We start from the raw sequence: 12,597 nt of genomic DNA, 5'->3' as shown, positions 1-12,597 counted from the left end.
AAGTTGCCCATGGCCAATGGTCGATAGCCAATAGCCGATGTTATAGGAGGCACATGCGACGCTGGATTTGGATCGTGCTGATTTTGCTCTCGGGGGGGCTGACGCTGTGGGGGATTTTCCGGCCCCAGGGCCAGCAGGGGCTGGCGGTGAACGTGGTGCGGGCTGAAGAGGGGGAGTTCGTGCGGGAGGTGCGGGCCAGCGGCTCGGTGGAAGCGAGGCTCTACGCCCTGACCTTCCCGCGCCCCGGACGGGTGGCCGAAGTGCGGGTCAAAGAAGGTCAGACGGTGAGGGCGGGTCAGGTGCTGGCGGTGCTGGAGACCGCCGACGACCGCGAGAAGCTGCGGGCTAGCCGCGAGAGCCTGGCCGCGCTGCAAAGCCGGCTGAGTGCCCAGGAAGCCGACTACCGCTCCAACTCCGGCAAGCTCGAGCGCCAACTCGCCGAGGCCCGGCGCAACCTCGAGCTCTCCGAGCGGCTGCTGGCGCTGGGCAGCGTGGCTTCCAGCGAGGTTGAGCAACTGCGCCGCCAGGTGGCCGACCTCCAGGCCCAGCTCTCGAGCCTGGCCCAAAGCCACCGCAGCAGCCTGGCCGACCTTCAGGCCCAGATCGCCGCCCGACGCTCGGAGATCTCTGCGCTCGAGCGCAGCCTGGCCCAGGCTGCGTTGCGCACTCCCGTGGACGGGACGGTCTCGAGCGTGAGCTATCTGGTGGGCGTGGACACCGGCACCGGTCTCATCCGGGTGGTAGAGGCCGGAAGCCTGCGGGTGCAGGCCCGTCTGGCCGAGGCCGACGTGGGCAAGGTAAAGCCGGGCCAGCCGGTGCGCATTGAGCTCGACGCCGCACCCGGCGTGGCGCTGGAGGGCAAGGTGGAACGTCTGGGCGTGCAGGCTGAGGTCGCAGGTGGTGGGGGGAGCGCGGTGTTGCCGGTGTTCATCCGCTTCCTCAACCCCGACGCCGAGAACTGGGCCAAGCCCGGCCTCACCGCCACGGCCCGCATCACCACCCTGCGCCTGGCCCAGGCCGTCAGGGTTCCGCTGGAGGTGCTCGTCGAGGAAGACGGCCAGAGTTACGTCTGGCGGGTGGAGGAGGCCAGCAAGACTGCCCGGCGCCAGGCCGTGAGGGTGCGGGCCCGCAACCTCACCCACGCGGCGGTGGAGGGGCTCGAAGCCGGCACCTTGCTGGTCTCGCTGCCGCCTGAAACCCTCGAGGACGGCCAGAAGCTCAGCTACCGCCTACCCGAGCCCCAGAAGGAGTGAGCATGGCTGCGGTGGTGGAAATGCAGGGCATCACCAAGACCTACCGCTCTGGCAGCGGCGCCCGCACGGTCGAGGTTCACGCCCTGCGGGGAGTCGATCTCACCATCGAGCAAGGGGAGTACGTGGCCCTGATGGGTCCTTCCGGCTCGGGCAAGAGCACCCTGATGCACATCATCGGTCTGCTGGACTCGCCCAGCGGGGGCAGCTACCGGCTGGGAGGGCGATCGGTGGAGGGCCTGAGCGAGGTCGAGCTGGCCCGCATCCGCAACCGGCGGGTGGGCTTCGTGTTCCAGGCCTTTTTCCTCCTGCCCCGTCTGACCGCGCTGCACAACGTCGCCCTGCCCCTGGTCTACCGGGGGGTCTCGAGCGCCGAGCGCTTGAAGCGGGCCAAGGCCGCCCTGGAGTCGGTGGGCCTGGGTGACCGGCTCGACCACCTGCCCTCCGAACTCTCCGGCGGGCAGAAGCAGCGCGTCGCCATCGCGCGGGCACTGGTGCAGGAGCCCGATCTCCTGCTGGCCGACGAGCCTACCGGCAACCTCGACTCGCGCTCGTCGGAGGAGATCCTTGGGCTCTTCGACGAGCTACACCGCCAGGGCAAGACCATCGTGATGGTGACCCACGAGCACGACGTCGGAGCCAGGGCTCAGCGCATCGTGCGTCTGAGGGACGGCAGGATCGCCGATGGAGGCCACCCATGAACCCGCTCGAGAACTTTCGCATGGCCTTCGAGTCGCTGTGGGGCAACAAGCTGCGCAGCTTCCTGGCTCTGCTGGGCATCGTGATCGGGGTCTTCGCGGTCACGGCCATGATCAGTCTGGGGCAGATGGCCTCGGCGGGCATCACCCAGGACCTGGAAGCCATCGCCGGGCGCAGCATCTTCGTCCAGCCCAACTTCAACGAGGGCCAGAACTTCGACTCCGCACCCATCCGTGACGAGGACGTGGCCGCTTTACAGGTGCTGCCGGTCAAGGTGCTGCCCCAGCTTTTCACCAGCGCCCAGTACGAGAGCAAGCCCGGTGAGCGCCGCTCGATCACCCTGCAGGGCACCCCCGGCGACCTGCCCCGGCTCGACCCCACCAACAAGGTTGCCCGGGGCCGCTACTTCACCCAGGCCGAGGCCCAGGGTGGGCTGGCGGTGGCGGTTCTCTCCGACCGGGCGGCCAAGGACCTCTTTCCCAACCGCGACCCCATCGGCCAGGTGGCGCGGCTGTTCTACCCCAACGGGGGCCGCCTCGAGGTGACGGTGGTGGGCGTGCTCGAGCCTCCCAGCGGCCTGTTTGGCGGGCTGTCCTCGAGCGCCACCGTCTACGCGCCCATCCCCCTCATCTGGAACACCTCACCCCTCGCCCGCAAGGGACAGTACGACTTCCTGGTGCTCAGCCTCAACAAGGGGGCTAGCGCCCAGGAGGTCTCAAATCAGGTGCGCCGCATCTTCGAGGGGCGCTATGGCAAGGGCAAGTACTCCATCCAGTCCACCGAGAGCTTCCAGGACACCCTGCGCTCCATCACCGTGATCCTGCAGGCGCTGCTGGGGGCCATCGCGGGCCTGAGCCTGCTGGTAGGGGGCATCGGGATCATGAACATCATGCTGGTCTCGGTTACCGAGCGTACCCGCGAGATCGGTCTGCGCAAGGCTCTGGGCGCCACGGCGGGGCTGGTGCGCCAGCAGTTTTTGATCGAGGCCGTGGTGCTGACGCTGGTGGGCGGGGTGTTGGGGGTGGCGCTGGCCGCAGGTCTGCTGGTGCTGATCACCGCAACGGTGCCCTTCTTCAAGGTCTTCATCCTGAGCCCCACCACCATCCTGCTCTCCCTGGCGGTGAGCGCTTTGATCGGCCTGTTCTTCGGCGTGTGGCCGGCGGCTCGAGCCGCTGCCCTGGACCCCATCGAGGCGTTGCGGTACGAGTAGGGTGGGGGGCAGTCGTACGCAAGACGCTTTAGCCCTCGACCCTCGGCGACCTTACTGGCGGAGCCATTCATGCGCTGGCACTGTCCAGCAGCCGCATTTCATCCTCGCTGAGGCGCAGGCTCAGCGCACCTGCGTTGGCCCTGGCCTGAGCCGGGGTTTTGGCTCCGGGAATGGGCAGGGTACCCTTCTGAATGCACCAGCGCAGGGCTACCTGCGCGGGCGTGGCTTCGTGAGCCTGGGCGACCTCCTGCAAAACCCGGATGAGCCCAGGGATTTTGCTTTCCTTCGCGCGGTACTTGCGGCCTCGCATGACCCCAGTCGGCGGGTTTTGCAGGCTGTACTTGCCGGTGAGCCAGCCCATTCCCAGCGGGCTGTAGGCCATGAGCACGGCACCCTCAGCCCGCAGGGCCTCGAGCAGCCCGCTGTGCTCGGGTCTGCGCTCGAGCAGGTTGTACTCGAGCTGGTTGGCGGCCAACTTTACGTTGTGCCGGGCCAGGACCCGGCTCACCCGCTCCGTCTGGGCGAGGTCGCAGTTGGAAACCCCGACCGCACGGGCCAGGCCCAGTTCGTAAGCCTCGGCCAGCGACTCGGCCCACCCCTCCAGCGGCACGGGCGGCCAGGGCCAGTGCAGCAGGTAGAGGTCGAGCCGTTCCACTCCAAGCCGCCTCAGGCTGCCTCTGAGGGCCATGATCAGGCTCTTGCGGCTGAAGCGCCAGGGGAAAGGAAAGCACTTGCTCACGATCAGGGGCCTTTGCCCGCACGCGCGCACGAATTGCCCCAGCAAGCGCTCGCTCTTGCCCCTGCCGTAGACCTCGGCGGTGTCATAGAGCCGGATGCCCGCCGCCAGTGACTCTTTGAAGGCGGCCTCGAGGTCGCTGTCCTTGTAGTCCTTGCCATAGTCCCAGAACAACGTGTCTCCCCACTGCCAGGTACCCAGGCCGAGCGGGGGGATGGGCTCGAGGCCGGGAATTTGAATGGTCTCCACGGGTTTTAGCCTATTGGAGCTGCACGCCCGACGCAAAACGCAAGTAGCTATTGACCATCGACGCTCGGCAGCCCTAGTCCCGCTCCCCGTGCTCCCCGTTCTCGAGGTCGCGGAAGTGCTCGAGGCTCTGGCGCACCTTCTCGTGTACCCCGCCGAAGCCCTCGGCCCGTTTGCCGGTGAGGAGCTCGATGGCCTCATCGACCGTCTCGACCGTGTAGAGGTGGAAGCGTTCGTTGCGGATAGCTTCCAGCACCTCGCTACTCAGGGTGAGGTTGCTGAGGTTGCTCCTGGGGATCACCACGCCCTGGTCTCCCGTGAGCCCCTGGGCCTGGCACAGCCGGAAAAAGCCTTCGATCTTGGCCGTCACCCCACCCACCGCCAGCACCTGGCCGCTTTGATCCACCGCCCCGGTCACGCCCAGGTCCTGCCGCAGGGGCACCCCTCCGATGGCCGAGAGGATCGCCAGCAACTCGGCCAGGCCCGCCGAGTCGCCCTCGATGGAGGCGTAGTTCTGCTCGAAGACCAGGCTCACCGTAGCCGAGAAGGAACCCACCTCGGCGTAGTGACCGCGCAGGTAGCCACTGAGGGCCAGCACCGCCTTGTGGAAGATGTGCCCGCCCAGCCCAGCCTCGCGGTCGATGGAGAGCACCCCGTCGCGTCCAGGAGCGGCACGGGCGGTCAGGCGGGAGGGGCGGCCCCAGGGTGGATCAGTCTCGAGCACCACCAGCGCGTTGATTTCTCCCACGGCCTTCCCCTTTAGCCGGAAGCTCCAGGTGCCCTCACGCACTGCCCGCAGGAACTCCTCCTCGGAGTGGAAGGCCCGCTCGTCCCTGGCAGCGATGGCCCTCTCGACATCCTCGGCCCTCAGCGGCCCTTTGGCCAGCACCGCGGCCTCCTCGGCTATGGCCCTTAGCTCGACGAGGCGGGCGTCGAAGCGATCGCGCTGCTCGGCCATACGGCGGCCCTCGTCCCACAGCCGGGCCAGAGCGCCTTCGGTAAGCTGGAAGCCCTGTTGGCTCAGCCAGCCGCCAAAGGCCTGATAGTGCTCGGGCGTGGCGGGGAGGGTGGGGGAGAACTCCACCCGGATGCGAAACAACTCGCTGAAGGCCGGGTCGTGCTCGAGCGGCTCGAAAGCCTCGTGGCTGCCTACCAGTAGGACCTGGACCTGCACAGGGAAGGGTTCGACCTCCAGGCCCCCCGGCCCGTCGGCCTCGGTGACCGGCTCCACCTGCCCGTTGCGCAGGGCCCGCTTGAAGGCTTCCCAGGTGCCCTCGCGCACCAGGCTCGAGGCGTCGAGGATGAGGAACCCTCCCTGGGCGCGGTGGATCGCGCCGGGCCGGATTAGCCCGACGTGGGTGCTGCGCACGCCCCGCTCGGTGTGGTAGTCCAGCCGCCCGAACAGCCTGGGCGCGGTGGCGTAGGGCTCGAACACCACGGGGGGCGGTGAGCCGGTGCTGGAGGAGGTGAGCAGGTTGGGCCGCCAGGGGGTGGGGTCGAAAGACTCCCCGCTCTCGGCGGCGCGGGCCAGGCGGTCGCGCAGGGCCTCGAGGTAGGCCCTGGCCTGGGGAAAACGCCGGATGAGGGGCTCCACGCGGGTGTTCAGGTAGTGGCTGGCCCACTCCCGCCGCAGGCGACGCAGGGCCTGGGCGGCTTCGGCGGAGAGGGCCAGGTTGTGCAGCGTGACCTCCTCGAGGTGGGCCGCCAGCTCGGTGGGGACGCTGCCCTGCCCGCTCAGCTCGATCCCCTCCTCGCCCACGAGCAGGCTGAACCCGGCGGCCTGGGCCTCGCGGCGCAGTTGCTCGATCTGCTCCTCCTGCTGCTGGCGAAAGCGCGACTCCAGCCGCGATTTCTCCTGCAGGAAGGATCTCTGGCGAAACAGCGCCTCCAGGCGGTTGCCCTCCTCGAGCAAGCCCTCGATGGCCTCGGCTAAATCGTTTTCCTTGCCGCTAGGAAGGGTCAGCACGGCGGCGCGGCGCTCGGAGAGGGGCACGTAGAGCAGGTCGGGCGGGGTCTCCACCCGCTGCTGCTTGAGGTACTGCAACAGCGCCTCGTGCTTGCCTAGGCTGGGTGGCCCCACCACATAGGCGTGAAACCCCCCTTTCAGGGCCAGCTCGAGCGCCGCCCTGGCCCGCTCCTGCCCGAAGAAGGGCGGGGGGGCCGGGTGGTTTACCTCAACGGAGGGGTCGGCGGGAAAGGTGCGCCACTCGAGGTCTTGGTAGGAAATTCGCTGAGCCGACACGCAGAAGAGTCTACTGTAGCCAGGGAGATGGGAGCAGGTATGGGATGTCGATGCTCGATAGCTGATGGCTGACATCCTATCCCGATGACAGATTTCCGTTATGCTATTCAAAAAAGGAGGCGGGATGAGCGCTAAGTTGAAGGTCCTGGGGATGATCCTGGCCGGTGGGCAGGGTTCTCGTCTATTTCCGCTCACTGCCAAACGGGCCAAACCGGCGGTTCCGTTTGGCTCGAGGTATCGCATCATCGATTTCGTGCTCAACAACTTCGTCAACTCGGGGATCTACGGCATCTACGTGCTGACGCAGTTCAAGGCCCAGTCCCTCACCGAGCACATCCAGCGCCACTGGCGCTTTGGCGGCTTCCTCGACGACCATTTCATCATCCTGGTTCCGGCCCAGATGTACCGCTACGAGGAGTTGGGGCCGGTGTGGTACCGGGGCACTGCCGACGCCATCTACCAGAACCTGCACCTGGTCAACAACAACAAGCCCGAATCGGTGGCGATTTTCGGTGGCGACCACATTTTCAAGATGAACGTCGCTCACATGGTCGAGTACCACAACGACACACGGGCCGATCTGACCATCGCAGGCTACCCGGTACCCATCAGTGAGGCCAGCCGCTTCGGCGTCTTGCAGGTAGACGATCAGTGGCGCTTGGTGGGCTTTCAGGAGAAGCCCAAAGATCCCACCCCCATCCCCGGCAGGCCGGAGTGGGCGCTGGTGAGCATGGGCAACTACGTCTTCCGCACCGAGGCCCTGCAGGAGCTGCTCGAGTACGACTCACGCGACACCGCCTCCTCGCACGACTTCGGCAAGGACGTCATTCCCCACGCTCTGAAGGAGGGCTACCGCATTCAGGTCTACGACTTCAAGCGCAACCCTATCCCCGGCCAGGAGGGCCCCAACACCTACTGGCGCGACGTGGGGACCCTGGATGCTTATTTCGAAGCCAGCATGGACCTTGTCCAGGTCACTCCGGAGTTCGACCTCTTCAACCCCGAGTGGCCCCTGCGCACGGCCAACTACTTCAGCCCTCCGGCCAAATTCGTGCATGAAGCGGGCAACCGGATCGGCCAGTCCCTCAACAGCCTCGTCGCCGGCGGCTGCATCATCTCGGGCGGCACCGTGCGCGAGTCGGTCCTCTTCCGCCGGGTGCGGGTCAACTCCTACAGTCTCGTCGAGCGCAGCGTGCTCTTCGACGAGGTGGAAGTCGGGCGCAACGCCAAGATCAGGAACGCCATTATCGACAAGAACGTGAAGATTCCCCCCGGCACCGAGATCGGCTACGACCTCGAGGCCGATCGCGCCAGGGGTTTCACCGTCACCGCCTCCGGCATCGTGGTGGTGGCCAAGAGCTTCCGCTTCACCCCGGCGCTGGTTTGAGCGGGTGGCCGATAGCCCGTAGCTGGGCGCGGGTCGTACGTCCTACGTCGTACGTAAGACGCAAAACGCAAGACGCCCTTTGCTTACCCCCCTTAGTAAGGGGGGCCGGGGGGATATTCCCTCCCCGCCGGCGGGGGGGCTGGGGAGGGGTGACCACGAGCCACACGCCACCAGCCACGAGCCGAGCCTTCAGCCGAGGAAGCCTCGAGGTTGGCGTGCAGTCCTCATCTTTAGCAACGTAGCGAAGGCTGGAAATTTCTCCGTGCCTTGCGGTAGCCTGTTCGCCAGTACACCGCTGCTTATGGACAAGCACCCTGGCAAACTTTTCTACCGCCTTACCCGTCTATTCCCTGGAGATGGCTTGCCGGGGGGGCGCGCGCCTGCGGCCAAGGTGTATGCCAACCCGCTGGAATCGGTAGACCTGCCCACTCCCAGCAAGGAGGGCGGAGCCCCGGTGTGGAAGGTGCTCTCGAGGCTGGCCCCCCAGCCGCCCAAGGTGGGCTCCTCGATCAGCCAGGCCGAGATTTCCCAGCTTTTGCAGCCGTTGTCGGTGCGCCGGGGCGGGCGGGGCTACCCTTCGGCGGGCGGGGCCTACCCCCTCGAGGTCTACCTGGGGGTGCAGAACCTGCAAGACACCTTCCCCGGCATCTACCACTACGCCGCCAAGTCCCACCAGCTCGAGCAGCTGTCGGCCAAGCTCAACCTGGCGGCCTGGCGCGAGGCGCTGATGGACCTGGAGTCGCTCGAGCAAGCTGCCGTGTTCCTGATCTTCACCGCCGTCCCCGACCGCAGCGAGGCGGTGTTCGGGCTGCGGGGCTACCGCTACGCGCTGCTGGAGGCGGGCTACGCGGTAGGCGAGGTGATGGTGGCCGCCACCGCCTTGGGCTTGCAGGCCTACCCTGCCGAGACCTTCTACGACGAGAACGTGCGCGCGCTGCTCTCCTTGCCCGAAGGGGAATACCCGGCGGTGGTGCTTCTGCTGGGGCGATAGCTGTGGGGGTTCTATCTGCCTCGAGCGCTGCTCGAGGGAGCGACGTGCCCACCTTCTGGCGGGTAGCGTCCGCCTTCAGGCCGATGAGAACATCTTGACCCTTCGATGAGAGGGGCTTAGTCTATCGCCATGACTAAAGGAGGGATGGCGTATGTGGCGTAAATTCCAGCGTTTGGCAAGCCTGGGAATCGTGCTGGGCGCTCTGGCGGTGGCTCAGGACCGCACCAGTACCTTGATTTACGGCGGAGACTGGTCGGACCTGATCACCCTGGACCCGCAGGTGGCCTACGAGTTTTCCGGTGGCCTCATCACCGACAACCTCTACGAGACGCTGGTGAAGTTCGAGGGGGCCGATCTCTCCACCCTCAGGCCGGGTCTGGCCGAAAGCTGGAAGGTCGAGCGCGGGGGAGACTCCTGGGTCATTACCTTCAAGCTGCGCAGGGGCAGTAAGTTCTCCACGGGGCGCGAGGTCACTGCTAAGGACGTGGTGTTCAGCTTCGACCGGGCCATCCAGCTCAAAGGACCCTCTTCCTTCCTCTTCACCGACATCGCCCAGCTCAAGGTGGGAGGCACCCGGGCTGTGGATCCCTACACCGTCGAGGTTCGCATCCCCAAGACCGCTTCGCCGGGCTCCTTCCTCAGTATCCTCACCTTCAACATTGGCGGGATTGTCGATAGCGAGGAGGTGCAGAAACACGCCAAGGGTGGCGACTTCGGCAAGGAGTGGCTCACCAACAACTCCGCCGGGTCGGGACCCTTCCGCCTGGTGCGCTGGGACCGCGGCTCGCAGGTGCTGCTCGAGGCCAACCCCAACGCCCGCCTCAAGCCCAAGCTCCAGCGCATCATCATGCGTGAGATCAAGGAGCCCACGGTGCTGCGCACCGCGCTCGAGTCCGGCGAGATCGACATCGCCGAGGGCCTCACCCCCGAAGCCCTCAAGGCCATCGCCGCCAACCCCCGCTTCAAGACCCTCAAGGCCGACAGCCTGCGGCTGAACTACATGGGCATGAACGTCAAACCCGGCAGCCCCTTCGCCAACCCCAAGGTGCGCGAGGCCATGCGCTGGGCGGTCAACCAGGACGAGTTGGTCAGCGGCTTGGTCCAGGGCAATGGCGTCAAGATCCAGACCATCATCCCCAAGGGCCTGCTGGGCTACAACAACGCCCTGCCCTACAAGTACGACCCGGCACGGGCCAAGAAGCTGCTGGCCGAGGCGGGCTACCCCAACGGCTTCGAGTTCGAATTGCTCACCAGCACGGGGTTGTGCGGGGGCGGCATCCCCTGTCAGGACATCGCCACCAAGATCCAGAGCGACCTGGCCAAGGCCGGCATCAAGGCCAACATCAAGGCCATCGCCAACGCCGAGGCCCTGAAGATCTACCGCGCGCAGAGCCATCAGGTCTACCTAGGCGGCTGGAGCCCCGACTTCCCCGACCCCGACGGCAACGCCACCCCGCTGGCCGACTTCACCGCCAAAAGCTTAGCCTGGCGTAACGTCTGGGACGACGCCACCGCTTCCAAGCTGGCCAACCAGGGCTCGCTCGAGACCGACCCCTCCAAGCGGGCCGCGCTGTACAAGTTGCTCACCGACTACGCGCTCAAGAGCGGTCCCTACGTCATCCTCTACCAGCCCTCCATCCCGCTGGGCTTCTCGGCCAAGGTCGAGGGGTACGTGCGCAACGCCCAGGGCCAGGTGCGCTTCGAGAACATCAGCAAACTGCCCTGAGGCAGGGCCCCGTGGGGACGGGTGTCGGGCCGGGGGAAGGATTTTCCCGTCCCGGCACCCGAAACCCTGAACCCCATCATGCTTTCCTACATCGTCCGGCGCCTCTTCTTCGTGCTCTTCGTGGTTTGGGGGGTCACCTTCGCCACCTTCTTCATCGCCCAGGTGGTGCCCGTGGACCCCGCCATCGCCGCGCTGGGCGAGAACGCTCGCGAGGAGCAGCTCCAGGAGTTCCGCGAGCGCTACGGGCTGAACAAGTCCAAGCTCGAGCAGTACCTCATCTACATGGGCCGTCTGCTCTCGGGCGACCTGGGCCAGTCGTTGCGCACGGGACGAGCAGTGGCCGAGGATTTGCGTGAGTTCTTCCCGGCCACGCTCGAGCTCTCCCTGGTGGCTTTCGCCTTGGCCGTGCTGCTGGGCATACCGGCGGGAATCCTGGCGTCGCTGTTCCCCAACCGCGCTCCCGACGTGGCGGTGCGCATTCTGGCGCTGCTGGGCGGCGCCACTCCGGTCTTTTTCAGCGCGGTCCTGCTGCAATACCTGCTGGCTCAGCGGCTCGATCTCCTGCCTGTCCAGGGCCGCCTGGACGGCTTCTTGTTCCCCCCGCCCCGCGTCACGGGCATGATGAGCCTCGACGCGCTGCTGGCGCGCGACTGGACCGTGTTCCTCGACTCGCTCGAGCACCTCATCCTACCCGCCTTCGTGCTGGGCATGTTCTCGGCAGCCATCCTCGCCCGCATGACCCGCGCGACCATGCTCGAGGTGCTCGCCCAGGACTACATCCGCACCGCGCGCGCCAAGGGGGCGGTGGCCTCGTCGGTGATCTTCCGCCACGCCCTCAAGAACGCCTCCTTGCCCATCCTCACGCTGCTGGGTAGCCTGCTGGGGGGCCTGCTCTCGGGCGCGGTGCTGACCGAGACCATCTTTAGCTGGCCGGGCATCGGACGCTACGTGACCCAGTCGGCCACCAGCCTCGACTTCCCCGCCGTGATGGGCGTGACGCTGCTGGTGGGGCTGGTCTACGCCCTGGTCAACCTCGTCACCGACCTGCTGTATGCCTTCCTCGACCCCCGCATCCGCTACACCTAGAGGACCCCGATGGCTGCCGCCGTGAACGCCCCCTCCGACCGCCGCTCGAGGCCCCTGCGACGCTTCCTGCGCAACCCTGGCGGCTTGATAGGACTGGCGCTGCTGGTGCTGCTTTTGCTGGTGGCCCTGCTGGCCCCGGCCATCGCCCCCGACCCCATCGAGCAGAACATCCTCCAGCGGCTCAGCCCGCCCTCGAGCGCCCACCTCCTGGGCACCGACCAACTCGGTCGCGACGTTTGGGCGCGGGTGGCCCACGGCGCGGCCATCAGCCTCAAGGTGGGCTTCGGGGTGGTGCTGCTGTCGGTGCTCATCGGGGTGGTGATCGGACTGCTGGCGGGAAGCCTGGGCGGGGTCTGGGATAACCTGCTCATGCGCCTGACCGATATCTTCTTCGCCTTCCCCTCCCTAATCCTGGCCATGGCCATCGCGGCGGCGCTGGGGCCCAACCTGGGCAACACCATCCTGGCGGTGGCTTTAGTGAGCTGGCCGGTTTACGCGCGGCTGGTGCGGGCCAACGTGCTGGCCCTGCGCGAGCGGGAGTTCGTGGAGGCCGCCCGGGCGCTGGGCGTGCCGCAGTGGCGGCTGATGCTGCGCCACCTGCTGCCCAACACCCTCACCCCTGTCTTCGTGCAGGCCAGCTTCGACGTCGGCGGGGCCATCCTCACCGCCGCCGGGCTCTCCTTCGTGGGCTTTGGGGCCCAGCCGCCCATCCCCGAGTGGGGCGCGATGGTCTCCGAGACCCGCAGCTACATCGCCGAAGCCTTCTGGGCCCCCACTTCACCCGCCGTGGCGATCCTACTTACGGTGCTGGCTTTCAACCTCCTGGGCGACGCTTTGCGTGACGTGCTGGACCCCAGGGCGAACGCTTGAGGAAAGACGCTGATGGTCGGACGCTGGGCGGGGGTCGTACGTCCTACGTCCTACGCAAAACGCCAGACGCAAAACGCAAGACGCCTCAGCCCTCGACGCCGGCGGGGAGGGGTGACCGCGAGCCATCAGCCTTCCGCTGACTGCTGACGGCTTC

Annotated in this window: 10 protein-coding genes; 8 read left to right on the top strand and 2 right to left on the bottom strand. The window is 66.8% G+C overall.

Annotated features, from left to right (window positions below):
* The first annotated feature begins 53 nt into the window (after nucleotides 1-53).
* Genes Mrose_RS04785 through Mrose_RS04775 form a run of 3 tightly spaced genes read left to right on the top strand, consistent with a single transcriptional unit; the run spans nucleotide 54 to nucleotide 3,159 of the window.
* Nucleotides 54-1,253: an HlyD family secretion protein gene (locus Mrose_RS04785; RefSeq protein WP_119276287.1), complete on the top strand. Its 1,200-nt coding sequence runs from the start codon at nucleotides 54-56 to the stop codon at nucleotides 1,251-1,253.
* Nucleotides 1,254-1,255: 2 nt separating this feature from the next.
* Nucleotides 1,256-1,951 carry an ABC transporter ATP-binding protein gene (locus Mrose_RS04780; RefSeq protein WP_119276310.1) on the top strand — a complete coding sequence of 232 codons (696 nt, stop codon included), beginning with the start codon at nucleotides 1,256-1,258 and terminating at the stop codon, nucleotides 1,949-1,951.
* A complete protein-coding gene (locus Mrose_RS04775; protein ID WP_119276286.1) occupies nucleotides 1,948-3,159 on the top strand; it encodes an ABC transporter permease in 1,212 nt (403 codons plus the stop codon). Before Mrose_RS04780 ends, Mrose_RS04775 begins: the two co-directional genes overlap by 4 nt.
* 67 nt (nucleotides 3,160-3,226) lie before the next feature.
* On the opposite strand, the gene Mrose_RS04770 is transcribed toward Mrose_RS04775, so the two are convergent.
* The gene (locus Mrose_RS04770) at nucleotides 3,227-4,144 is read right to left on the bottom strand and encodes an aldo/keto reductase (protein ID WP_119276285.1); all 918 of its coding nucleotides are present in this window, start codon (nucleotides 4,142-4,144) and stop codon (nucleotides 3,227-3,229) included.
* Nucleotides 4,145-4,217: 73 nt separating this feature from the next.
* Nucleotides 4,218-6,383 carry an AAA family ATPase gene (locus Mrose_RS04765; protein ID WP_119276284.1) on the bottom strand — a complete coding sequence of 722 codons (2,166 nt, stop codon included), beginning with the start codon at nucleotides 6,381-6,383 and terminating at the stop codon, nucleotides 4,218-4,220.
* 124 nt (nucleotides 6,384-6,507) lie between these two features.
* Here Mrose_RS04765 and glgC point away from each other — a divergent pair, with 124 nt between their 5' ends.
* The 5 genes from glgC (at nucleotide 6,508) to Mrose_RS04740 (ending at nucleotide 12,443) form a co-directional block, all read left to right on the top strand.
* Nucleotides 6,508-7,770: a glucose-1-phosphate adenylyltransferase gene (glgC, locus tag Mrose_RS04760; protein ID WP_119276283.1), complete on the top strand. Its 1,263-nt coding sequence runs from the start codon at nucleotides 6,508-6,510 to the stop codon at nucleotides 7,768-7,770.
* A 301-nt stretch (nucleotides 7,771-8,071) separates the two neighbouring features.
* Entirely contained in the window at nucleotides 8,072-8,761 is a 690-nt protein-coding gene (locus Mrose_RS04755) for a SagB/ThcOx family dehydrogenase (RefSeq protein WP_119276282.1), read from the top strand.
* 151 nt (nucleotides 8,762-8,912) lie between these two features.
* On the top strand, nucleotides 8,913-10,487 hold the full coding sequence (locus Mrose_RS04750) for an ABC transporter substrate-binding protein (RefSeq protein WP_119276281.1): 1,575 nt from the start codon (nucleotides 8,913-8,915) through the stop codon (nucleotides 10,485-10,487).
* Nucleotides 10,488-10,565: 78 nt separating this feature from the next.
* The gene (locus Mrose_RS04745) at nucleotides 10,566-11,573 is read left to right on the top strand and encodes an ABC transporter permease (RefSeq protein ID WP_119276309.1); all 1,008 of its coding nucleotides are present in this window, start codon (nucleotides 10,566-10,568) and stop codon (nucleotides 11,571-11,573) included.
* A 9-nt stretch (nucleotides 11,574-11,582) separates the two neighbouring features.
* Nucleotides 11,583-12,443: an ABC transporter permease gene (locus tag Mrose_RS04740; protein WP_119276280.1), complete on the top strand. Its 861-nt coding sequence runs from the start codon at nucleotides 11,583-11,585 to the stop codon at nucleotides 12,441-12,443.
* The last annotated feature ends 154 nt before the right edge of the window (nucleotides 12,444-12,597 follow it).

The sequence above is a fragment of the Calidithermus roseus genome, assembly GCF_003574095.1.
Taxonomy (GTDB): domain Bacteria; phylum Deinococcota; class Deinococci; order Deinococcales; family Thermaceae; genus Calidithermus; species Calidithermus roseus.
Note: the sequence above shows the minus strand (reverse complement) of the source record. Positions and strands in the feature narration are given on the sequence as shown.